Genomic DNA, 21,035 nt, shown 5'->3' on the forward strand with positions numbered 1-21,035 from the left:
GCATAGGGCCGTCAGTCGCAGCAACAACCAGGATCGCGCCGTCCATCTGCGCAGCACCGGTGATCATGTTTTTAACATAGTCGGCGTGGCCTGGGCAGTCTACGTGTGCGTAGTGGCGAGTCGGGGTATCATACTCAACGTGAGAGGTGTTGATGGTGATACCACGAGCTTTTTCTTCTGGTGCGTTATCGATCTGGTCGAAAGCACGAGCAGCACCGCCGTAGGTTTTAGCCAGTACGGTAGTGATTGCAGCAGTCAGGGTAGTTTTACCATGGTCAACGTGGCCGATAGTACCAACGTTGACGTGCGGTTTTGTACGTTCAAATTTTTCTTTAGACACGGCTATATTCCTTACTATAGTGCTCTCCCCTTCGGAGAGAGCACGGGACTTAGGTTTTAATCCTGTGGATTACTTACCACGGGCTTCGATAACGGCCTGAGCAACGTTGTTCGGCGCATCATCATACTTCAGGAATTCCATAGTGTATGATGCACGACCTTTGGTCAGAGAACGCAGCTGAGTTGCATATCCGAACATTTCAGACAGCGGAACTTCAGCGTGGATCTTAACGCCAGTTACTTCGGATTCCTGACCACGCAGCATACCGCGACGACGGCTCAAGTCACCGATAACGTCACCGGTGTTCTCTTCCGGAGTTTCTACTTCAACCTTCATGATTGGCTCAAGCAGAACTGGTTTTGCTTTCTTAAAGCCTTCTTTAAAGGCAATAGACGCAGCCAGTTTAAACGCCAGTTCAGAGGAGTCAACGTCGTGGTAAGAACCGAAGTGCAGACGAACACCCATGTCTACAACCGGGTAACCAGCCAGAGGACCAGCTTTCAGCTGCTCCTGGATACCTTTATCAACGGCAGGGATGTATTCGCCAGGAATTACACCACCTTTGATGTCGTTGATGAACTCGTAACCTTTAGGGTTAGAGCCCGGCTCCAGTGGGTACATGTCGATCACAACGTGACCGTACTGACCGCGACCACCAGACTGCTTAGCGTGTTTACCTTCAACATCGGTAACTTTCGCGCGAATCGCTTCGCGGTAAGCAACCTGAGGTTTACCCACGTTCGCTTCAACGTTGAATTCACGCTTCATACGGTCAACGATGATGTCCAGGTGCAGTTCACCCATACCAGCGATGATGGTCTGGTTAGATTCTTCATCAGTCCATACGCGGAATGATGGGTCTTCTTTCGCCAGACGGCCCAGAGCCAGACCCATTTTTTCCTGGTCAGCTTTGGTTTTTGGTTCAACCGCGATGGAGATTACCGGCTCAGGGAATTCCATACGCTCCAGAATGATCGGGTGATCCGGGTCACACAGGGTGTCACCAGTAGTCACGTCTTTCAGACCGATAGCAGCAGCGATGTCGCCCGCACGAACTTCTTTGATCTCTTCACGTTTGTTAGCGTGCATCTGTACGATACGGCCAAAACGTTCACGCGCCGATTTCACGGAGTTCAGGATGGTGTCACCGGAGTTAACCACACCAGAGTAAACGCGGAAGAAGGTCAGGTTACCCACGAATGGGTCGGTAGCAATTTTGAACGCCAGCGCAGAGAACGGCTCGTCATCACTTGCGTGACGCTCAGCCGGAGTATCTTTACCGTCGTCCAGGATGCCGTTGATCGCAGGAACGTCAACCGGGGATGGCAGGTAGTCAACTACCGCATCCAGCATTGCCTGAACACCTTTGTTCTTGAACGCAGAACCACAGGTTACCAGGATGATTTCGTTGTTCAGAACACGCTGACGCAGAGCAGATTTGATCTCTTGCTCAGTCAGTTCTTCACCACCCAGGTATTTCTCCATCAGCTCTTCAGAAGCTTCTGCTGCGGATTCGATCAGGTTCTGGTGCCATTCGTCAGCCAGGTCCTGCATCTCTGCCGGGATATCTTCGTATTCGAAGGTAACGCCCGCATCTGCTTCGTTCCAGTTGATGGCTTTCATTTTCACCAGGTCGATAACACCGGTGAAGCCTTCTTCAGCACCAATTGCCAGCTGAAGCGGAACAGGGTTCGCGCCCAGACGGGTTTTGATCTGGCCAACAACTTTCAGGAAGTTAGCACCCATACGGTCCATTTTGTTAACGAACGCGATGCGTGGAACTTTATATTTGTTAGCCTGACGCCATACGGTTTCAGACTGTGGCTGAACACCACCAACTGCGCAATAAACCATTACCGCGCCGTCAAGAACACGCATGGAACGTTCTACTTCGATGGTGAAGTCAACGTGCCCTGGGGTGTCGATGATGTTTACGCGATGCGGTTCGTACTGCTTAGCCATACCTGACCAGAAAGCAGTAGTCGCTGCGGAGGTGATAGTAATACCACGCTCCTGCTCCTGTTCCATCCAGTCCATGGTGGCTGCGCCGTCATGAACTTCACCGATTTTATGGTTTACACCGGTGTAGAACAGAATACGTTCGGTAGTAGTGGTTTTACCGGCGTCGATGTGCGCACTGATACCGATGTTACGGTAGCGTGCGATGGGTGTTGTACGAGCCATTTGATTCCTCGTTTATATCTTTAGGCGTTCAGTTAAGTTACCCAGAGCGGGCGGCTTCTCTGAAGCGCCCGCCTGGTGACTACGACTCCGAAGGGATTACCAACGGTAGTGTGCGAACGCCTTGTTGGCTTCTGCCATACGGTGAACGTCTTCACGTTTCTTAACTGCAGTACCTTTGTTTTCTGCAGCATCAGAAAGTTCGTTCGCCAGACGCAGAGCCATGGATTTATCACCGCGTTTACGAGCAGCTTCAACGATCCAACGCATTGCCAGAGCATTACGACGAACCGGACGAACTTCAACTGGAACCTGATAAGTAGAACCACCAACGCGGCGAGACTTAACTTCTACAGTCGGGCGCACGTTGTCGAGAGCGACTTCGAAAGCTTCCAGTTCATTTTTACCAGAACGCTGAGCCAGGGTCTCCAGCGCGCTGTATACGATTGCTTCTGCAGTAGATTTTTTACCATCTACCATCAGGATATTTACAAATTTTGCCAGCAGTTCTGATCCGAATTTCGGATCTGGAAGAATTTTACGCTGACCAATGACGCGACGACGTGGCATGGGATTACTCCGTTGTTAATTCAGGATTGTCCAAAACTCTACGAGTTTAGTTTGACATTAAGATAAATCAGTTTGGCCTTACTTAACGGAGAACCATTAAGCCTTAGGACGCTTCACGCCGTACTTGGAGCGAGCCTGCTTACGGTCTTTAACACCTGAGCAGTCCAGCGCACCACGAACGGTGTGGTAACGAACACCCGGAAGGTCTTTAACACGACCGCCACGGATCAGGATCACGGAGTGCTCCTGAAGGTTGTGACCTTCACCACCGATGTAGGAAGTCACTTCGAAACCGTTAGTCAAACGCACACGGCATACTTTACGCAGTGCGGAGTTTGGTTTTTTAGGAGTGGTGGTATATACACGAGTACATACGCCACGTTTCTGCGGGCAGGCTTCCAGCGCAGGCACGTTGCTTTTTGCAACTTTGCGTGCACGTGGTTTGCGTACCAGCTGGTTAACTGTTGCCATTAAATAGCTCCTGGTTTTAGCTTTTGCTTCGTAAACACGTAATAAAACGACCTCATACAATATGAGGACGCGAAATTTTAGGGCTACGTCGAAAAGGTGTCAAGAAATATACAGCGATCTCAAATCACCAGTTCATTTGACTGGCGTGCGTCACAGTAAGATTGACGAAATCAGTATAGCCAACCACGTCAATTTTGGCTGAAATTTGACCAGAAAGACCCCGCGCATCCAGATCCTCTTTAAGCGCAGAGACTGTTATGGGGGCATTAGCGAGGATTTCAACAAAACGGCTGCCATCAAGCGCCGCGAGCACGCCATCCTGAATCAGCAGCAGATCATCGCCTTCGCGCAGCATGCTCAGTAACGTGTCGATATCGCATTGCCACGGTGAACGGCTCAGGGTATGGAGCATGATAGCCTCAGAAAGTCAGAACGGTATCGTAGTGAGAAAGTTGTTCGCGCAGCGCAGAAGATGTCAGGATCGTCACGTCCAGCACGAACGGTATTTTCTCATTTAACCCACGAGCGGCCAGCGAGTCGGCGCACACATAGAAGGTTTCAATGTCATAGAGCGGCAGAACTTTAAAGGTCGCAATGTAGTCGCGCGCAAGAATAGCCTGCGGTTGTTGGCCTGCCAGAAGCTGGAATACGCCATCGCCTAAAAAGAAGACGCCAATATCTTCGGTTAAAGCCGAGGTCGCGAGCAATGCATCCAGCCCTTCCCGGCCTGAAGCGCTGCCATGCGGGGCAGAAGTAAAAACAAACGCTACGCGCTTCATCAAAATTGCACCACTCTGTCGCAGGTCAACGCCGCCTGTGCTAATGCGCCTAATCCGCTGAGCGAAAAGCCCGGTTGCAGGTTAGCCCCTGCCAGACCAAGGCGTTCGGCTTCAGTCGCATCCGTCACGCCGCGACGCAGTGCCGCCGCGACGCAGATATGCAGGTCGACGCCCTGCGTTTCGTTTAATTTTTGCCAGGCGCGCACAAGGTCAAACTCATCGCTCGCCGGGGACGTAAACTGGTTCGCGTTATAGACCCCTTCACGATAGAAGAAGACGCTTGCCAGTTCATGACCGGCATCAAGCAGCGCATGGGCAAACTGTAGCGCGCTGCTGGCCTGCTGGGTACCGTACGCCGGGCCCGTCACCATTAACGCAAAACGCATTACTTGTCTTGCCCCAGGAAGTCGCCGCTTTTGAACTGGCGAATATAGAGGTAAACCGTGTGTTTGGAGATATTCAGGCGATCGGCCACCTGGTTGATGGCATCTTTGATATCAAAAATCCCTTTCTCATAGAGGTTCAGGACGATCTGACGATTCTTGGCGTTGTTGGATACGTTGCGATCGGCATTCACCTCTTCAATGGTGAACTCCAGCGTCTGTGTCACGAGATCCTCAACAGAAGAGGCAAAGTTCACCGATGAGCCCACGTCCGGCGTTTCTGGCGGGATGAAGGTGCTCATGATTTGCGAGAATGGCACATCAAGGTTCATGTTGATGCACAGCAGACCGATCACCCGGTGTTCGCGGTTTCGAATCGCGATCGTTTCTGATTTCATCAGCACGCCGCTTTTGGCGCGGGTGAAATAGCATTTTGAGACGCTGCTGTCCGCGCCGGTCATGTCATGCAACATACGCAATGCAAGGTCGGTGATTGGCGAACCAATTTTACGGCCAGTGTGCTCACCATTCGCAATGCGGATAGCGGAACACTTAAGATCTTGCAGGGAATGCAATACGATTTCGCAGTGGGAACCAATGAGCATCGCTAACCCGTCCACTACCGCTTCGTAGGATTTCAGAATATCGAAGTCGGTCTGGTCAAATGGACGTTGATCCAGCAAATCAAGTTCACTGGTTTCGTTGGTTAAAAGCGACCTGGACATGAAAAAAACACTCCTTTTCAGGAGCCTGTCGTTAGGTTTTCAGGGCAGGCTCATTATCTACACGGACAACTAAATTAATACAGCGTGTATAACGCTTTCCAGTGTTAATTATATCTGCCCCACAATAAAAAAACCGCCGCCTGTAAAGGCGGCGGTTTTTTTCAGCATTACTTCTTAGCTGCTGCGGCTTTGTCGTCAGCCGGTGCGTCTGTTTTCGCATCCGCTTTCGGCGCCGGTTTGATGTCCAGCAGTTCTACATCAAATACCAGCGTAGAGTTAGCCGGGATACCCGGAACGCCGGTTTTGCCGTAAGCCAGATCCGGTGGGATGACCAGCTTGATTTTACCGCCTTTCTTGATGTTCTTCAGGCCTTCGGTCCAGCCCGGGATCACACCGTCCAGACGGAAGGAGAGAGGCTCACCGCGAGTATAAGAGTTATCGAACTCTTTACCGTCGATCAGCGTACCTTTGTAGTTAACTACAACGGTGTCGCTGTCTTTAGGCGCGTCGCCGGTACCTTCTTTCTCAACTTTATAGATCAGGCCAGTAGAAGACGTTTTAACGCCTTTCTCTTTAGCGAACTTATCGCGGTAGGCTTTGCCTTTCGCTTCGTTATCTTTAGCGTCTGCTTCCATCTTGGTCTGAGCGGCGCCTTTCACGCGCGCTTCAAACGCTTGCAGAGTCTGCTCGATTTCCTGGTCAGACAGTTTGCTCTTGTCTGCGAACGCATCCTGAACCCCTGCGATCAGCTGGTTTTTGTCCAGTTTGATGCCCAGTTTCTCTTGTTCTTTCAGAGAGTTTTCCATGTAACGGCCCAGAGACGCGCCAAGTGCGTAGGCGGATTTCTGGTCGTCATTCTTGAATGCCGCTTTGCTGTCTGTAGTCGCAGCAGGCTTCGCAGCAGTATCAGCAGCGAAAGACAGCGGCGCATTGAGCGCTACAGCCATAGTGGTCGCCAGCAGCGTAACTTTAAACAGTGATTTCATCCATATCTCCAGGACCTGAGGTCTCTCACCCCAGTGTTAAACGTAAATGAGTGACGTACTATAAAACGTTGTGGAAGAAATCTACAGACAGACTCCCCCGAATGTCGCTTCTTTTCAGACTATTTTTGTTTAAATAAGTTTCTTGTCAGGGAGATGGATACTGTACTTAAGGAAAAAGTCAGATAAACTTCGCCGCCGCTGGTCCATTATGGCGCATGAGAGATAAACGAGGTGAATGATGAAGGATACAACGATCGAAGCGAGACTGGCTGAGCTGGAAAGCCGCCTGGCTTTTCAGGACATCACCATCGAAGAACTGAACCAGACCGTGACGGCTCATGAGCTTGAAATGGCAAAAATGCGCGATTTGATGCGACTTCTTACTGAAAAAGTGAAGGCAACGCAGTCGTCGCACATCGCCTCTCAGGCTGAAGAGACGCCACCACCTCATTATTGAGGCGTAAAAAAAGCGGGATTATCCCGCTTTTTTATTTTCCGCAGTACGGAATCAGTGGCAGCCGCAGCCGCCGTTACCGCAACCACCTTTACCGTGGCCGTGGTCATGACCATGATCGTGGCCGTGACCACCGCAGCAGCCGTCGTGGCCGTGATCGTGGTCATGGTCGTGACCGTGCGCACCATGAACGTGGCCATGAGCCAGCTCTTCTTCGGTCGCTTCACGGATAGCAACAACTTCTACGTTGAACTTCAGGTTCTGACCAGCCAGCATGTGGTTGCCGTCAACCACAACGTGGTCGTCTTCAACTTCTGTGATTTCAACCGGAACCGGACCCTGGTCAGTTTCAGCCAGGAAGCGCATGCCAACCTGCAACTCGTCAACGCCCATGAACACGTCTTTAGGAACGCGCTGAACCAGGTTGTCATCATACTGACCGTAAGCGTCGTTCGCGCCGACAGCAACGTCGAATTTGTCGCCAACTTCATGACCTTCCAGCGCCGTTTCCAGGCCGGAAATCAGGGAACCGTGACCATGCAGGTAGTCCAGCGGCGCACTCACCGGAGACTCATCAACCAACACACCGTCTTCTGTACGTACCTGATAGGCCAGGCTGACCACCAGGTCTTTTGCTACTTTCATGATATCTCCTGAGCGTGGGAAAATTGCTGGCGCAGATTGTAGCGGAATTCTGCACCCGTGTACCCTTAAGCTTAAAAAAACTCAGAGCATATCGCTAGTCTGGATGAAAAATGCCGATCACTTGCTCTTCTTTGCGAACGTGATCGCGGGCTTCTTTGTCGGCCTCACGCATCTGGTGACCGCACTTAACACATTCAACAATATCGATATTATTCTCCCGCCACATGGCCAGCGTATCTTGCGCCTGGCAGGACGGGCATTTTGCGCCCGCGATAAAGCGTTTACGTAAAGCCATCTTTCGTTACCCTTTATTCAAATTCATCCCAGCCGTCGAGCTGGCGTCGTTCCTGTTGCATCTCACGCTGGAAGATCTCCTCCAGTTCGCGACGCGCTTCCCGCACGCGGGAGATCTGCGCCGTGTCGCTGTGCACAGGCATCAGTTCACGCAGCATTCGCATATCCAGCCGGCGGAAATGCATCTGGGCACGTTGCGCCTGGTGAGGATGCATACCCAGCGAAACCAGCGCCTTGCGCCCCAGCTCCAGCGCGCTGGAGAAGGTTTCGCGGGAGAAGTGTTTCACACCCGCCTGCAAAAGTTCGTGAGCCTCAACTCGTCCGCGCGCACGCGCCAGAATATGCAGATGCGGGAAATGCTGCTGGCACAGCTCCACCAGCTTCATTGTGTCTTCCGGATCGTTACAGGTGATGACGATGGACTCCGCAGCCTCTGCGCCCGCCGAGCGCAACAGCTCAAGCTGCGTCGCATCCCCGTAGTACACCTTATAACCATATTTGCGCATCAGGTTGACGGCGCTGATATCGCGCTCCAGCACCGTAATGCGCATTTTATTTGCCATCAACAGGCGACCAATCACCTGTCCGAAGCGGCCAAAGCCCACGACGATCACCTGCGGTTTATCATCTTCCACCCACGGCGCTTCGTCTTCATCGTCTGCGGGATTCAGGCGGCGCGACAGCAGTTTGTCCACCAGCTTCATCAGCAGCGGCGTGGTCATCATCGACAGCGTGACCGTCACCAGCAGCAGCGCCATCTGGTCATCTTTGAACAGCTTCTGAGACGACGCAGTGGAAAACAGCACAAACGCAAACTCTCCGCCCTGACTTAACACGCTGGAAAACTGCATCCTTTCCGAGCTGCGCAGCCCGTAAATTCGCGCGAGGAGATACAGCACCAGCGTTTTGACCGCCACCAGCACGGCGACACTCGCAATAACCCACAGCAGATGGGTATAGAGCACGCCAAGATTAAGCGCCATACCCACCGAGATAAAGAACAGCCCTAACAGCAGCCCCTTAAACGGATCGATGGCGGTCTCCAGCTCGTGGCGGTACTCGCTTTCCGCAAGCAGCACCCCGGCGATAAACGTCCCGAGCGCCATCGACAGCCCCAGCGCATCCATAAACAGCGCTGAACCAAGCACCAGCAGCAGCGTTGCGGCGGTGAAGACCTCGCGTACGCCGGATGCCGCAATAAACCGGAACACTGGACGCAGTAAAAACCGTCCGCCGATCAGCATCCCCGCGAAGGCCAGCACCTTCATGGAGATCTTCATCCAGTCGAAATGATCGTCTCCGGAGCCTGCCAGCAGCGGCACCAGCGCCAGCGCCGGGATCACCGCTAAATCCTGGAACAGCAGCACCGAAAAGCCCAGTTGCCCCGCCTCGTTGCGGTTCATCCCTTTGTCGCGCATCAGCTGAAGCGCCATCGCCGTCGACGACATTGCAAGACCGATCCCGCCAATCACCGCGGCCTGCCAGGAAAACTGCGTCAGCATCAGCAGGCCCGCCAGAATGGCGGCGCTGAGCAATACCTGCGCCGCCCCGACGCCAAAAATAGATTGCCGCAGTTGCCACAGCTTGGACGGATTAAGCTCAAGCCCGATGATAAACATCAGGAACACCACGCCCAGCTCGGAGAAGTGGAGAATTTCATCCACATCGCTGATAAACCCAAGCCCCCAGGGACCAATGGCTATCCCCGCCAGCAAATAGCCCAGCACCGCGCCAATGCCGAGACGCGCGGCAAGGGGGACCGCGACGACGGCGGCAAACAAAAACAGCACCCCGGCGAGGAGTAAATTCGAACCGTCCATTAGCGTCCTCCCGCCGGAATCGGTGACGCCAGCCATTCGCCATAGGCCCTGGCATGGCTCGCCAGCGCTTTCGGATCCTGCCGCCGTGCCCAGTAGATAATAATCGGGCTCATCCAGTGCATACGGCACATCGCCGCCGTCAGCTCAAACGGCCGCAGAATGTCGCTCATGGGGTAACGGTTCAGCCCGTCGTGACGGTAAGCGCTTTCCGGCTCACCGGTGGTGATGACACTCCGCCAGTACTTTCCCGCCAGCTGGTTGCCCCCCACCCCGCTGGAAAAGCCCCGGCTCAGCACGCGGTCCAGCCACTCTTTCAGCAGCGCCGGACAGCTATAGGTATAAAGCGGATGCTGGAACACAATCACGTCGTGCTGACGCAGCAGTTCCTGCTCGTAAGGAATATCAATAAAGAAATCGGGGTAGTGCGCGTAGAGATCGTGCACCGTTACGTTACTGAGCTGTGTGGCCGGCTTAAGCAGCACCCGGTTTGCCACCGAGTCCTGTGATTCCGGATGGGCATACAGCAGCAGCACTTTCGCTGTCTGAGACATCACTCCCCTCCCGGTTCTGTTTTTGTGTATTGTTGTCGTTTTGGGCTACCATGGCGGCCCGGTGGGGAAATTGGCCCACACCTTACATTATCATAATGACAAATTAACATAGTCGGAACATACGGCGCTTCTATGATTGTTTTCTCCTCGTTACAAATTCGTCGCGGCGTGCGCGTCCTGCTGGATAACGCGACTGCTACCATCAACCCGGGCCAGAAAGTGGGGCTGGTCGGCAAAAACGGCTGCGGTAAATCCACCCTGCTGGCACTGCTGAAAAACGAGATAAGCGCGGATGGCGGGAACTTTACCTTCCCGGGCAACTGGCAGCTCGCCTGGGTAAACCAGGAGACCCCCGCGCTGAGCGAACCGGCGCTCGACTATGTTATCGACGGCGACCGTGAATACCGCAAGCTCGAAGCGGAGCTCAACGCCGCCAACGAGCGCAACGACGGCCACGCCATCGCCACCGTCCACGGCAAGCTGGACGCCATCGACGCCTGGACCATTCGCTCCCGCGCCTCCAGCCTGCTGCACGGCCTGGGCTTCAGCAACGAACAGCTTGAACGCCCGGTGAGCGATTTCTCCGGCGGCTGGCGTATGCGCCTTAACCTGGCGCAGGCGCTGATCTGCCGCTCCGACCTCCTGTTGCTCGATGAACCGACCAACCACCTCGATCTCGATGCGGTTATTTGGCTGGAGAAGTGGCTCAAGAGCTATCAGGGCACTCTGATTCTGATCTCCCACGACCGCGACTTCCTCGACCCGGTGGTGGATAAAATCATTCATATCGAACAGCAAAGCCTGTTCGAGTACACCGGCAACTACAGCTCTTTCGAGCGCCAGCGCGCGACGCGCCTCGCCCAGCAGCAGGCGATGTATGAAAGCCAGCAGCAGCGCGTGGCGCACCTGCAAAGCTTTGTGGATCGCTTCAAGGCCAAGGCGTCAAAAGCCAAGCAGGCGCAGAGCCGCATCAAGATGCTGGAACGCATGGAGATGATCGCCCCGGCGCACGTGGATAACCCGTTCCACTTCAGCTTCCGCGAGCCGGAGAGCCTGCCGAACCCGCTGCTGAAAATGGAAAAAGTGAGCGCGGGCTATGGCGATCGCATTATCCTCGACTCTATCAAGCTCAACCTGGTGCCAGGTTCACGCATTGGTCTGCTGGGACGTAACGGCGCCGGTAAATCGACGCTGATCAAGCTGCTGGCGGGCGAGCTTAACCCGGTCAGCGGCGAAATCGGCCTGGCGAAAGGCATCAAGCTTGGCTACTTCGCCCAGCATCAGCTGGAATTTTTACGCGCCGATGAATCGCCGATCCAGCACCTGGCGCGCCTGGCGCCGCAGGAGATGGAGCAGAAGCTGCGCGACTACCTCGGCGGCTTTGGCTTCCAGGGCGATAAGGTGACTGAAAATACAGCGCGTTTCTCCGGCGGCGAAAAAGCGCGTCTGGTGCTGGCGCTGATCGTCTGGCAGCGTCCAAACCTGCTGCTGCTCGATGAACCGACCAACCACCTCGATCTCGACATGCGTCAGGCGCTGACCGAAGCGCTGATCGAGTTCGAAGGGGCGCTGGTTGTCGTTTCGCACGATCGCCACCTGATCCGCTCCACCACCGACGATCTCTATCTGGTTCACGGCGGCAAAGTGGAACCGTTCGACGGCGATCTGGAAGATTACCAGCAGTGGCTGACGGACGTGCAGAAGCAGGAAAACCAGCCGGAAGAGTCAGCGAAAGACAACGCCAACAGCGCCCAGGCGCGTAAAGACCAGAAGCGCCGTGAAGCGGAACTGCGCACCCAGACTCAGCCGCTGCGTAAAGAGATTACCCGTCTCGAAAAAGAGATGGAAAAGCTTAACGCCACGCTTGCCGCCGTCGAAGAGAAGCTGGGCGACAGCGAACTGTACGATCAGAGCCGCAAAGCGGAGCTGACGGACTGTCTGCAAACGCAGGCGAAAACCAAATCCAGTCTCGAAGAGTGCGAAATGGCATGGCTGGACGCGCAGGAACAGCTGGAAGCGATGCTGCAAGCCGACTAACACGCCGGGAGGGTTATGGGCTTCGATACCACGAGCGAGATTACATTCCGTAAGCTCAGCATCTTCATGACGTTCATGGACAAGGGCAATATCGCACGTACCGCCGAAACGCTCGGCCTGAGCGGTGTCAGCGTGCACCGCGCGCTGCATACCCTCGAAGAGAACGTCCGCTGCCCGCTCTTTGCTCACAAAGGGCGTAACCTGATTGCCCTCCCCTCCGCGTGGACGCTGCTGGAGTATTGTCAGGAGGTGATGCAGGTGATGGAGCGCGGGCTGGAAGAGTCGCGCAAGATTGCCGGTATCGGCCAGGGACGGTTGCGCGTCGGTACGCTTTACTCGCTGACGCTGGAAACCGTGCCGCGCCTGATAATGGGCATGAAGCTGCGCCGTCCGGATCTGGAGATGGATCTGACGATGGGCTCGAACGAAACCCTGCTCCATATGCTGGATGAGGGTTCGCTGGATGCGATTTTAATCTCTATCTCCGAGAGCGATATCGACCGTAACAGCCTCGAAGTGCTGCCCCTGTTCCATGACGATATTTTCCTTGCCGCACCGGCCTCTGCCACGCTGAATACCAGCGGTCCCGCCGATCTGCGTGACTATAAAGATCAGAAGTTTGTCGCCCTCGCGGAAGGGTTCGCCACTTACGCCGGGTTTCAGGAAGCGTTTCATATTGCCGGTTTCGAGCCGGAGATTGTGACGCGGGTAAACGATATTTTCTCGATGCTGAGCCTGGTACAGGCGGGGGTCGGGTTTACGCTGATGCCGGGCAGGATGAAGAAAGTGTACGAAAATTCGGTGCAGCTACTGAAGCTGGCACAGCCGTACCAGATGCAGCAGCTGATTGCGATCGTCTTTGCCCGCAACCGCGAGCAGGATCCGAGCCTGCGAGCATTGGCCGCGGAAGGGCGGATGTACGCCAGAAGTTTGCAGGACGGAGCCTGAGGCCTTGCCGGGTGGCGACGCGTTGCGTCTTACCCGGCCTACAAAATAATACAACCGAACCCGTAGGCCCGGTAAGGCGCAGCCGCCACCGGGCAAAAAAACTCACGCACGAAGCCGCCCCGCCAGATGCACCGCCACGTCCACCCCGCTGCGCTCCAGCGAAATAGATTCGCCTTCCCACGCCGCCTGCCGCGTCAGGCAGGTTAATATGCCTCCCGGCGGCATCTCAATCGCCAGCCGCGCTTCACGCTCGTTAGCGGAAATCACCGCCTCCTGCCAGCGCACGGTTCGCGCCATGTTCATTGCCAGATCGTCGGCAATTTTCTCCGGCTGCCAGAGCACGCGTCCGGTACTGCCGCTCAGGTACGCGCTGCGGGGACGGGAAAGCGTGACCGATTCAAACGCCGCTGCCAGCTTCTTCGCCGGTTCCGCCAGCAGCGCGCAGTGCGATGGCACGCTCACCGCCAGCCGTTTGGCCTTGCTTGCACCCTTCGCCAGCGCGCGCTCCGCCACCTGCGCCATACCGTCATCGGTTCCGGCAATCACGATCTGCGTTTCGGCGTTCAGGTTAGCGATATAGGTTCCAGACCCCTGAATCAGGTTTTCCACCTGCGGCAGGGTCAACCCCATAATCGCCGTCAGGCCGTAGCCGTGCGGATACGCCTGCTCCATCAAATCACCGCGCAGCGCCACCAGCTTCAGCGCATCCGTAAAGTCCAGCGAGCCTGCGATGACCGCCGCAGGATAAGCGCCAATGGACAGACCGCTGACAATATCCGGCGACACGCCGCGACGTTCCAGCTCGCGCGCCCAGGCCACGCCGGCAATCAGCAGTGAAAGCTGAACCGCACGGGTGTGGGTTAACGAGGATGCGCTGTCCAGGGTATCGACTTCCGCCCCCAGCACAGCACGGGCCTGCTCCAGCTCCGTTCCCGGCAGGTTTTGCAGCATACCTTCGTGCTGTGTGCCCTGCCCCGGAAAGGTAAACAGTATTTTCATTACTCCTCCCTGTGCCATGGATCCGCTACCAGGCGCGGTCCACATTGCGTTTTTAGCAGCGTTTTGCCGTCGCGTAACCATTCTGCCAGCGCGAATCCGCCCTCGGGCGTGTCCACCTGCGTATCCACCCGGCACAACGCACGGCTGAGCTGAGCCTGCCAGTCAGTAAACGCCTCAGGGGAAACGGTACGCGGGGTGCGGATCAGCAGATCGAGATCGCTATCGGCGTGGATCACCGGAATGCCGGTCGCCAGCGCGTAACCCGTACTGCCGGTTATCCCCCACGTCCACGGCCACGACTGCTGCGCAAGCTGAAGCGCCACCTGAACCGGCGGCTGAGTGACAAACGGCGAACGCAGCAGGTCGGCGGCAACGCTCAACTCTTCGGGCGACACCACGCGCAACACGTTCTCAGGCTTCACCCATCCGGCCGCCCGCTGGTTGCGGCGCAATCCGCGCACGCCAACGGGAATACGGCCTTCATTATCAACATCACGCCGCACCACTACCGGCAGCCCGGTATGCCAGGCCGCGTCTACCCAGGATTCGGTAATCCCTTCCAGGGCGTCGCGCGCGGTAAGCCAGATGAGGTCGTGTGGGCGTAATGTTGTGGTCATAATTACATTCCTGAAGTCAGCGAGATAAACAGCGGCAGCGACAGGATACACAGTATGGAGCTCAACAGCAGCACGGCTTCAGCATCCGGCGACTGCACGCCAAAGCGGTTACCGAACACCACGCCAAAGAAGCCCGCAGACAGCGCAATCATCAGGATGGCGGTGATCGCCACGGAGCCGTGCAGACCGAAGATTAAAACGATACCCCAGGCAATCGCTGGCTGGATCAGCAGCTTGGCGATAGTGGAAGTGATCACCATGGTGTTGATCTGAAGCTTACGCGCGGAGAGGATCACCCCGGTCAGGAACAGCGCCGCAGCGGTCGCGGACAGTCCCAGCGGTTTAATCGCCGCCAGTACCAGCTCTGGCATTTTGATGCCGATAGCGGACAGGATCACACCCAGCAGCGGGCCCATCACGATCGGTTTTTTAATGGAGCGCCACATCAGCACCGGCAGCATGGAAAGCGTTGAACCGGAGTTATTGCCTTCGGCGCGGGCTTTCTCACGCTCCAGAATAAGCAGGCAGAACGGGGTCATCAGCACCGAACCACAGGCGATGGAGACCGCCACGGAGAGTGAAGTAGAAGAACTTTCACCCAGCACGCTGCCCAGAATCGGCAGGCCGAGCGCCGCATAGTTTGGCAGAGCGACGGTCAGCGTCAGTACGGCCGCATCCTGCGGAGATTTTTTAAAGACTTTGGTGGCGAGGAAGTAGATGGCCGCATAGGTGATCCACATCGCCAGGGTGAGCACCAGGATCAGCGGCGACTGCGCCACAATGCCGGTCCACGGGGTTTGCACGGTGGCGCTGAACAGCGCGGCAGGGAGTGCAAAATCCATAACGAAGATATTCAGCAGGGAAACATTTTTGTTATCGACCATCTTTGCTTTACCGGCCCAGAATCCCAGCAGCATGATGACGAAAATCGGTGCAAGAGCATGAACAATTACGTAAGTCATAAATCACCTGTAGTAAAAAAGTTTAAGCACTGGCGCGATGTTTATTATTTTCAGGATGCAGGTTCCCGCGTGGACGCAACGGGCGCGCCCACGGGGTAATGCATCTGGCAGGTCTCTTTTTACTTACCAGCTGGCTCGCATACGTTCACGTACGAGCGCCGAGCTGCGGCGGTTGTCAGCACCCAGACGGTTTTTCAACGTGGTGTCCTGACGAGCGTCGCTGATGGCCTGTTGCAGGGTAGTTTTCACCCGCGTCAGATCGCTTTCGGAAGGGGCATCCGGGTTGCTGATATCCAGCAGGTCGGAGAGCAGCCCCAGCGTGGCGTAGTTGCTGATGTCGTACGCCATTGGCGGAATGGTTGCCGCCAGTTTTTCCAGCGCCTCAACGGTACGCAGCGTAATGCGCGCCGCAGACTCTTTGCCCATGGCATGGATCAGCACGCCTTTATCGTTGAAGGCAATCAGGCGGTTGGCCTGGTAGCCGTGCGCCAGAAACGCGCCGGACATGGCCTTACCGACGATAAGACCAATCACCGGATGCCCCGCCAGCCGCGCATTGGCATAGGCGGCAGCGGCGCCGGCCAGCGCCTGGTGGATACCAAACGCCTCTTCGCGACGGCCATAGGCCTGGCTTGGGACATCGATAACCGCCACAATCGGGCGCTTCACGGCTTTATCTGCGTCAGCGGCGACGGTTTCGCTGACCACTTTTGCCAGCGTCCAGCCCTCCAGCAGCCCCACTTCCCCTTGCGCCGCGCGCGGGAAGTGGTTGTTGGCGTCCGGCACCACGGCGACAAAACGCACCGTTTCACCGTTTAGCTCGCCGTCTGCGGCCTGCACGGACGGGCATAACCCCTCCAGACGTTTCGCGTTCGGGGCCAGAGTTTCCAGCCAGAGTTCGCCACGGCTAATTGAGTTAGTCATCATTTCACCTCCCGGGCAAAAAGCGCTTTAATCTGTTCGGCATCGGCCTGTTTGCGGGTGTCGAAATTCGTCAGACGGTTCAGGTAATCGTCGTAGTTATCGGTGCGATGTTTCGCCGGTACGCCTTTGGCGATGGCTTCGTTCATCGCGGCTTTCACCGCGTTCACGCCGTCGCCCACCAGCGCGTCCACCAGCCCACTTTCATAGCGCACTTCGCCGCCGGTCATGCTCCAGATAAACGGACGGTCGCGGGAGTCATACTCTTCAATGCCCGCTTCCTGCTCAATAACCTGCGGGCCGTTGAGGCCAAGACGCGCTTCGCGGGTCACAATCAGGTAGCTGCACAGCGCCGCGGCGATAGACATCCCGCCGAAGCAGCCCACGGTCCCGGCGACAATCCCGACAACCGGGGTATAGCGACGCAGGTCAACGATCGCGGCGTGGATATCGGCAATCGCCGCCAGGCCAAGGTTGGCTTCCTGCAAACGTACGCCGCCGGTTTCGAGGCACAGTACCGCCTGAGTCGGAATGCCGTTGCGGTTATCTTCCGCCGCCAGCTCCAGCGCCGCCGCCATTTTGGCACCGGACACTTCGCCCATGCTGCCGCCCTGGAAGGTGCCTTCAATCGCCACCACCACTGCAGGCTGGCCGTTGATGGTCCCTTTCGCGACTACCATGCCGTCATCGGCCTGAGGAACAATCCCCTGTGGCCCAAGCCACGGAGAGATAATGCCTTCAAACGGATCCAGCAGTTCGCGGTAGCTGCCGTCGTCGAGCAGCGCCTGCGCACGCTGGCGCGCTTTTAATTCGATAAAGCTGCTGTCATCACGCATGGTTCACCCCTTCAAAAACCTGTTCGATACGAATGCGTGCCACGCCCGGCGTCGCGCCGAAGTCGTGGATGGTCAGCTTACCTGCGGGCAGGCTGCTGACGGTTTGCAGGCGATTGAACAACGCCTCCCAGCGCCCACGGCTGTTGTCGACGGAGGTGGTGATATCAATGGTTAAGGTCTGGCCCGGTTCGGCGGTGAAAAGCACCTCCATATCCCCGGAACCGACTACCCCTGCCAGCGCCCTGCCGCTTACTTCGCGGCTGGCGGGCACGGTCAATGTGATTTTTTCCATAACATCCTCTTAATGCTTTGAATAGGGCGTTTCGACGCGGTCAAGAAACAGCGTGGCGGCAAGCAGGTCTGCGGCTCCGCCCGGCGAGGCGTTAAGCGTCAGCATCTGACGGTCTAACCGCGCCAGCGCCTGCTGCCCCGCAAGTGTTGCGCATCCTCCCGCGTTCAGCACCGCACGGGCGCCGTTCTGCATGGCATCCAGCCCCTCCATGCCGGCGCGCGACAGCACGCAGGTGTCGGTGAGCGAGGTCATGATCGCCATCAGCGCGTCGAGTCTGGCCTGCGTTTCGCTGCTGCCGTTGAGACGGCTGAGGTGAAGCTGCGGCAGCGCGCGCTGCATGATGTGCGGAAACGCCTGCTGAGCCTCTTCACGCGCGCCCGGTACACGATAGCGGTGCGTGACGCGTAACCCCTTGCTGAATACTTTCGGCGCCGCGTCATCCGGCAGTTTCGCCAGCTGAGCGGCGGTGTTCGCGACGGTTTGCGCCCGGGCATCGCCGCCCAGCATCGCCACCGCGCTCACCAGCAATCCCAGCGCCCAGATCGCGCCACGGTGTGTGTTCACGCCGTCGGTAGCGGCCATCATCTGCCGTTCGCCTTCACGACCCAGGCGGCCAACGGTTTGCCTGAGGGCAATATCCGCCGGACGCTGCCAGCTCTGTTGCGCCAGCGCCTGAAACGTGGGGGTCAGGCTGTGAGCGGAGCGCTCCATCAGCGCAAGCGATAAATCGTGATGCGCGCCGTTCCCCCGGCTGTCCACCAGACCGGGCTTCGGGCTTAAACGTGCTTCGTCAATCAGACACTGCGTGGCGGTTCGCGCCAGCCATTCGGCACCGCCTTCAACCTGGATCTGGGGCAGAAGTTTCATTACCAGCTCCGGAATTTCGCAGGTGGGTTATACAGGCCGCCGGACCACTCAACGAGGTCAGCCACGCTGCCCGCAGCCAGCAGAGAGCGGGTGGCATCGGTACGACGAATGCCAATATCTTCCGGATACACAACCTTGCCGCTCTGGCGCAGTTCCGCCACGCGTTTGGCGTCAACGCCCAGACCGATATCGGTGATACCCGCCACGGCGGCGACCATGGCGCGACGCTCTTCCAGATCTTTTGCCCGGTAGAGGTAAGCAATCCCCTCTTCCGTCAGCACGTGGGTGACGTCATCGCCGTAAATCATAACCGGCGCCAGCGGCATGCCGGAGGCTTTCGCCACGTCTACGGCGTCGAGTTTCTCCACGAAGGTTGGCTTCACGCCCGCCTGGAAGGTTTCCACCATCTGCACAACCAGCTTTTTACCGCGCTGCATCGGGTCAGGCTCGGTAATCATGTTCAGCCAGGCCGGTGTGGCGTGGCGACGACCGTGCGGATCGTGGCCCATGTTTGGTGCGCCGCCGAAGCCGGAGAGACGGCCGCGGGTCACGGTTGAGGAGTTAGCGTAACCATCAACCTGTAGCGTGGAACCGATAAACATATCGACCGCGTACTGACCAGCCAGCTGACAGAAGGCGCGGTTAGAGCGCATGGAGCCGTCAGCACCGGTAAAGAACACGTCCGGACGGGCGCGGATGTACTCTTCCATCCCCAGCTCGCCGCCGAAGCAGTGGACGCTCTCCACCCAGCCGCTTTCGATGGCCGGGATCAGCGTTGGATGCGGGTTCAGGGTCCAGTGTTTACAGATTTTGCCTTTGAGTCCGAGCTGTTCGCCGTAGGTTGGCAGCAGCAGCTCGATCGCTGCGGTGTTAAAGCCAATCCCGTGGTTCAGGGACTGCACCTGGTGTTCAGCGTAGATGCCTTTAATCGCCATCATCGCCATCAGGATGTGTTCCTGTTTAATCAGGCGCGGGTCGCGGGTGAAGAGCGGCTCAATAAAGAACGGCTTGTCCGCCACCACCACGTAATCGATCCACGAGCCCGGAATATCGACGCGCGGCAGGTCGCACTCGTCGTCCACCAGCTCGTTCACCTGTGCGATGACGATGCCGTCGTGGAACGCGGCGGCTTCCACCAGCGCCGGGGTATCTTCGGTACTCGCCCCGGTGTAGAGGTTACCTTTACGGTCCGCTTTAAAACCGGCAATCAGCGCCACGTTTGGCGAAAGGTCGACGTATAAACGTGAGTAGAGTTCGATGTAGGTGTGAATCGCCCCGATTTCGAGCTGACCATCCTCCAGCAGCTGCGAAATGCGCAGGCTTTGCGTACCGGAGAAGGAGAAGTCGAGCTTGCGGGCGATGCCTTTCTCAAAGATGTCCAGATGTTCGCTGCGGCCCACGCTCGGCATGATCATATGCAGATCGTGCACGATTTGCGGGTTCACTTCGGCCAGTGAACGGGAAAGGAAATCCGCCTGCTTCTGGTTGTTGCCTTCCAGAACGACTTTGTCGCCTGGTGCGATCAGTTTTTCCAGCATGGCGACAAGATCGCCGGTTGGCAGTACCTTGCCCTGCACCGGTACGGACGCCAGACGACGCGCTTTCTCGCTGCGTCGGGTGTTCCATTGCCGGGTGGGTGTTTGCCCAGATAACATTATTAACCTCCTGATTCAGCACATCATTCTGATTTGCTTAACGTTGAGTAAAGTGTGCGCTCTGGTGAGAAAGGCATCAATTAAGCGTAGGACGTAATCATTAGCCTGAGAGTAATAATCAAGGTAAAGAAATGTGATCGGGATCAGTTCATGTTTCGGAAAAACGGGCTAAACGGGGTACAATTCGGAAGGTATAGTTAATTTCTGACAAGAATCAGCATCGCCCTTATGACCCAAATCATTCCCTCAGACTTCGACATTGCAGCCGAAGAGAGCGCAGAGTTCGTGCCCATGCGCGGTGTGGCTAACCCTCACCTGCAAACCATGCTGCCGCGCCTGATCCGCCGCAAGGTGCAGTTCAACCCCCACTGGCAGCGCATTGACCTGCCGGACGGTGACTTTTTGGATCTCGCCTGGAGCGAAGATCCGGATCGGGCCAGACATAAACCCCGTCTGGTGGTTTTTCACGGCCTGGAAGGCAGCCTGCACAGCCCTTACGCACACGGTCTCATTGAGGCGGCGAAAGCCCGCGGCTGGCTTGGGGTGGTGATGCATTTTCGCGGATGCAGCGGCGAGCCTAACCGTCAGAAACGCATTTATCACTCGGGTGAAACCGAGGACGGCTCCTGGTTCCTGCGCTGGCTAAGAGACAATTTCGGCGAAGCACCAACGGCAGCGGTGGGGTATTCGCTGGGCGGGAAT

General features: G+C 56.6%; 25 protein-coding genes. 4 read left to right on the forward strand and 21 right to left on the reverse strand.

Going from position 1 to position 21,035, the window contains the following annotated elements:
- From HP459_RS10320 to fkpA, 9 genes are all read right to left on the reverse strand, one after another.
- A partial coding sequence (locus HP459_RS10320; protein WP_000031699.1) for a GTP-binding protein occupies nt 1–340 on the reverse strand: 340 nt, incomplete at its 3' end.
- A 69-nt stretch (nt 341–409) separates the two neighbouring features.
- Nucleotides 410–2,524, reverse strand: coding sequence for an elongation factor G (fusA, locus tag HP459_RS10325; protein ID WP_022649591.1), 2,115 nt, complete (start codon nt 2,522–2,524; stop codon nt 410–412).
- Nucleotides 2,525–2,620: 96 nt separating this feature from the next.
- Entirely contained in the window at nt 2,621–3,091 is a 471-nt protein-coding gene (gene rpsG / locus HP459_RS10330; RefSeq protein WP_003861706.1) for a 30S ribosomal protein S7, read from the reverse strand.
- A 96-nt stretch (nt 3,092–3,187) separates the two neighbouring features.
- Nucleotides 3,188–3,562: a 30S ribosomal protein S12 gene (gene rpsL / locus HP459_RS10335; protein WP_000246815.1), complete on the reverse strand. Its 375-nt coding sequence runs from the start codon at nt 3,560–3,562 to the stop codon at nt 3,188–3,190.
- 124 nt (nt 3,563–3,686) lie between these two features.
- Nucleotides 3,687–3,974, reverse strand: a complete 288-nt coding sequence (gene tusB / locus HP459_RS10340; RefSeq protein ID WP_022649592.1) for a sulfurtransferase complex subunit TusB — start codon at nt 3,972–3,974, stop codon at nt 3,687–3,689.
- A 7-nt stretch (nt 3,975–3,981) separates the two neighbouring features.
- The gene (gene tusC / locus HP459_RS10345; RefSeq protein ID WP_023298759.1) at nt 3,982–4,341 is read right to left on the reverse strand and encodes a sulfurtransferase complex subunit TusC; all 360 of its coding nucleotides are present in this window, start codon (nt 4,339–4,341) and stop codon (nt 3,982–3,984) included.
- Nucleotides 4,341–4,727: a sulfurtransferase complex subunit TusD gene (tusD, locus tag HP459_RS10350; protein ID WP_003861699.1), complete on the reverse strand. Its 387-nt coding sequence runs from the start codon at nt 4,725–4,727 to the stop codon at nt 4,341–4,343. Before tusD ends, tusC begins: the two co-directional genes overlap by 1 nt.
- Entirely contained in the window at nt 4,727–5,449 is a 723-nt protein-coding gene (locus HP459_RS10355) for a transcriptional regulator (protein ID WP_003861697.1), read from the reverse strand. The genes tusD and HP459_RS10355 overlap by 1 nt, the downstream gene beginning before the upstream one ends.
- A 167-nt stretch (nt 5,450–5,616) precedes the next feature.
- Nucleotides 5,617–6,435: an FKBP-type peptidyl-prolyl cis-trans isomerase gene (gene fkpA / locus HP459_RS10360; protein WP_003861695.1), complete on the reverse strand. Its 819-nt coding sequence runs from the start codon at nt 6,433–6,435 to the stop codon at nt 5,617–5,619.
- 238 nt (nt 6,436–6,673) lie between these two features.
- Between fkpA and HP459_RS10365 the strand changes: the two genes are divergently transcribed.
- Complete coding sequence (locus HP459_RS10365) at nt 6,674–6,892, forward strand: protein SlyX (RefSeq protein WP_023298761.1); 219 nt, start codon at nt 6,674–6,676, stop codon at nt 6,890–6,892.
- 51 nt (nt 6,893–6,943) lie between these two features.
- Here the strand turns inward: HP459_RS10365 and slyD are convergent, their stop codons facing one another.
- The 4 genes from slyD to kefG all read right to left on the reverse strand — a co-directional run bounded on the left by slyD (nt 6,944) and on the right by kefG (nt 10,199).
- A complete protein-coding gene (gene slyD / locus HP459_RS10370) occupies nt 6,944–7,534 on the reverse strand; it encodes a peptidylprolyl isomerase (RefSeq protein WP_003861691.1) in 591 nt (196 codons plus the stop codon).
- Between the two features lie 94 nt (nt 7,535–7,628).
- Nucleotides 7,629–7,829: a YheV family putative zinc ribbon protein gene (locus HP459_RS10375; protein WP_022649597.1), complete on the reverse strand. Its 201-nt coding sequence runs from the start codon at nt 7,827–7,829 to the stop codon at nt 7,629–7,631.
- Between the two features lie 13 nt (nt 7,830–7,842).
- On the reverse strand, nt 7,843–9,648 hold the full coding sequence (kefB, locus tag HP459_RS10380) for a glutathione-regulated potassium-efflux system protein KefB (RefSeq protein WP_003861688.1): 1,806 nt from the start codon (nt 9,646–9,648) through the stop codon (nt 7,843–7,845).
- A complete protein-coding gene (gene kefG, locus HP459_RS10385; protein WP_003861686.1) occupies nt 9,648–10,199 on the reverse strand; it encodes a glutathione-regulated potassium-efflux system ancillary protein KefG in 552 nt (183 codons plus the stop codon). Before kefG ends, kefB begins: the two co-directional genes overlap by 1 nt.
- A 132-nt stretch (nt 10,200–10,331) precedes the next feature.
- Here kefG and HP459_RS10390 point away from each other — a divergent pair, with 132 nt between their 5' ends.
- The gene (locus HP459_RS10390; protein ID WP_171936176.1) at nt 10,332–12,236 is read left to right on the forward strand and encodes an ABC transporter ATP-binding protein; all 1,905 of its coding nucleotides are present in this window, start codon (nt 10,332–10,334) and stop codon (nt 12,234–12,236) included.
- 15 nt (nt 12,237–12,251) lie between these two features.
- Entirely contained in the window at nt 12,252–13,184 is a 933-nt protein-coding gene (locus HP459_RS10395) for a LysR substrate-binding domain-containing protein (protein ID WP_022649599.1), read from the forward strand.
- A gap of 102 nt (nt 13,185–13,286) precedes the next feature.
- Here HP459_RS10395 and mdcH read toward each other — a convergent pair whose 3' ends face one another.
- The 8 genes from mdcH to mdcA form a co-directional block, all read right to left on the reverse strand.
- Nucleotides 13,287–14,183 (reverse strand): malonate decarboxylase subunit epsilon, encoded by an 897-nt coding sequence (mdcH, locus tag HP459_RS10400; protein ID WP_171936177.1) that lies wholly within the window; start codon nt 14,181–14,183, stop codon nt 13,287–13,289.
- The gene (locus tag HP459_RS10405; RefSeq protein WP_171936178.1) at nt 14,183–14,800 is read right to left on the reverse strand and encodes a malonate decarboxylase holo-ACP synthase; all 618 of its coding nucleotides are present in this window, start codon (nt 14,798–14,800) and stop codon (nt 14,183–14,185) included. The genes mdcH and HP459_RS10405 overlap by 1 nt, the downstream gene beginning before the upstream one ends.
- 2 nt (nt 14,801–14,802) lie before the next feature.
- Nucleotides 14,803–15,762, reverse strand: a complete 960-nt coding sequence (locus HP459_RS10410) for an AEC family transporter (protein WP_023307100.1) — start codon at nt 15,760–15,762, stop codon at nt 14,803–14,805.
- Nucleotides 15,763–15,885: 123 nt separating this feature from the next.
- Nucleotides 15,886–16,686: a biotin-independent malonate decarboxylase subunit gamma gene (gene mdcE / locus HP459_RS10415; protein ID WP_003861675.1), complete on the reverse strand. Its 801-nt coding sequence runs from the start codon at nt 16,684–16,686 to the stop codon at nt 15,886–15,888.
- Nucleotides 16,686–17,519, reverse strand: a complete 834-nt coding sequence (locus tag HP459_RS10420) for a biotin-independent malonate decarboxylase subunit beta (RefSeq protein ID WP_003861672.1) — start codon at nt 17,517–17,519, stop codon at nt 16,686–16,688. The genes mdcE and HP459_RS10420 overlap by 1 nt, the downstream gene beginning before the upstream one ends.
- The gene (gene mdcC / locus HP459_RS10425) at nt 17,512–17,811 is read right to left on the reverse strand and encodes a malonate decarboxylase acyl carrier protein (RefSeq protein ID WP_000411786.1); all 300 of its coding nucleotides are present in this window, start codon (nt 17,809–17,811) and stop codon (nt 17,512–17,514) included. Before mdcC ends, HP459_RS10420 begins: the two co-directional genes overlap by 8 nt.
- A 9-nt stretch (nt 17,812–17,820) precedes the next feature.
- Nucleotides 17,821–18,678 carry a triphosphoribosyl-dephospho-CoA synthase gene (locus tag HP459_RS10430; RefSeq protein ID WP_022649605.1) on the reverse strand — a complete coding sequence of 286 codons (858 nt, stop codon included), beginning with the start codon at nt 18,676–18,678 and terminating at the stop codon, nt 17,821–17,823.
- Nucleotides 18,678–20,333: a malonate decarboxylase subunit alpha gene (gene mdcA / locus HP459_RS10435; RefSeq protein ID WP_023330194.1), complete on the reverse strand. Its 1,656-nt coding sequence runs from the start codon at nt 20,331–20,333 to the stop codon at nt 18,678–18,680. Before mdcA ends, HP459_RS10430 begins: the two co-directional genes overlap by 1 nt.
- A gap of 228 nt (nt 20,334–20,561) precedes the next feature.
- Between mdcA and HP459_RS10440 the strand changes: the two genes are divergently transcribed.
- On the forward strand, nt 20,562–21,035 hold a 474-nt coding region (locus HP459_RS10440), incomplete at its 3' end, for a hydrolase (RefSeq protein WP_171936179.1).

The sequence above is a fragment of the Enterobacter sp. CM29 genome, assembly GCF_013179605.1.
Classification (GTDB): domain Bacteria; phylum Pseudomonadota; class Gammaproteobacteria; order Enterobacterales; family Enterobacteriaceae; genus Enterobacter; species Enterobacter intestinihominis.

Excerpts from the sequence above, each read along its gene's own strand:
- fusA (WP_022649591.1), bottom strand. The coding sequence starts at position 2,524 with ATGGCTCGTACAACACCCATCGCACGCTACCGTAACATCGGTATCAGT.
- kefG (WP_003861686.1), bottom strand. The coding sequence starts at position 10,199 with ATGTCTCAGACAGCGAAAGTGCTGCTGCTGTATGCCCATCCGGAATCA.
- mdcC (WP_000411786.1), bottom strand. The coding sequence starts at position 17,811 with ATGGAAAAAATCACATTGACCGTGCCCGCCAGCCGCGAAGTAAGCGGC.
- tusD (WP_003861699.1), bottom strand. The coding sequence starts at position 4,727 with ATGCGTTTTGCGTTAATGGTGACGGGCCCGGCGTACGGTACCCAGCAG.
- fkpA (WP_003861695.1), bottom strand. The coding sequence starts at position 6,435 with ATGAAATCACTGTTTAAAGTTACGCTGCTGGCGACCACTATGGCTGTA.
- HP459_RS10365 (WP_023298761.1), top strand. The coding sequence starts at position 6,674 with ATGAAGGATACAACGATCGAAGCGAGACTGGCTGAGCTGGAAAGCCGC.
- HP459_RS10420 (WP_003861672.1), bottom strand. The coding sequence starts at position 17,519 with ATGCGTGATGACAGCAGCTTTATCGAATTAAAAGCGCGCCAGCGTGCG.
- slyD (WP_003861691.1), bottom strand. The coding sequence starts at position 7,534 with ATGAAAGTAGCAAAAGACCTGGTGGTCAGCCTGGCCTATCAGGTACGT.
- HP459_RS10410 (WP_023307100.1), bottom strand. The coding sequence starts at position 15,762 with ATGACTTACGTAATTGTTCATGCTCTTGCACCGATTTTCGTCATCATG.
- mdcH (WP_171936177.1), bottom strand. The coding sequence starts at position 14,183 with ATGAAAATACTGTTTACCTTTCCGGGGCAGGGCACACAGCACGAAGGT.
- tusB (WP_022649592.1), bottom strand. The coding sequence starts at position 3,974 with ATGCTCCATACCCTGAGCCGTTCACCGTGGCAATGCGATATCGACACG.
- HP459_RS10390 (WP_171936176.1), top strand. The coding sequence starts at position 10,332 with ATGATTGTTTTCTCCTCGTTACAAATTCGTCGCGGCGTGCGCGTCCTG.
- kefB (WP_003861688.1), bottom strand. The coding sequence starts at position 9,648 with ATGGACGGTTCGAATTTACTCCTCGCCGGGGTGCTGTTTTTGTTTGCC.
- HP459_RS10395 (WP_022649599.1), top strand. The coding sequence starts at position 12,252 with ATGGGCTTCGATACCACGAGCGAGATTACATTCCGTAAGCTCAGCATC.
- tusC (WP_023298759.1), bottom strand. The coding sequence starts at position 4,341 with ATGAAGCGCGTAGCGTTTGTTTTTACTTCTGCCCCGCATGGCAGCGCT.
- mdcA (WP_023330194.1), bottom strand. The coding sequence starts at position 20,333 with ATGTTATCTGGGCAAACACCCACCCGGCAATGGAACACCCGACGCAGC.
- mdcE (WP_003861675.1), bottom strand. The coding sequence starts at position 16,686 with ATGACTAACTCAATTAGCCGTGGCGAACTCTGGCTGGAAACTCTGGCC.
- rpsL (WP_000246815.1), bottom strand. The coding sequence starts at position 3,562 with ATGGCAACAGTTAACCAGCTGGTACGCAAACCACGTGCACGCAAAGTT.
- HP459_RS10430 (WP_022649605.1), bottom strand. The coding sequence starts at position 18,678 with ATGAAACTTCTGCCCCAGATCCAGGTTGAAGGCGGTGCCGAATGGCTG.
- HP459_RS10405 (WP_171936178.1), bottom strand. The coding sequence starts at position 14,800 with ATGACCACAACATTACGCCCACACGACCTCATCTGGCTTACCGCGCGC.
- HP459_RS10375 (WP_022649597.1), bottom strand. The coding sequence starts at position 7,829 with ATGGCTTTACGTAAACGCTTTATCGCGGGCGCAAAATGCCCGTCCTGC.
- HP459_RS10355 (WP_003861697.1), bottom strand. The coding sequence starts at position 5,449 with ATGTCCAGGTCGCTTTTAACCAACGAAACCAGTGAACTTGATTTGCTG.
- rpsG (WP_003861706.1), bottom strand. The coding sequence starts at position 3,091 with ATGCCACGTCGTCGCGTCATTGGTCAGCGTAAAATTCTTCCAGATCCG.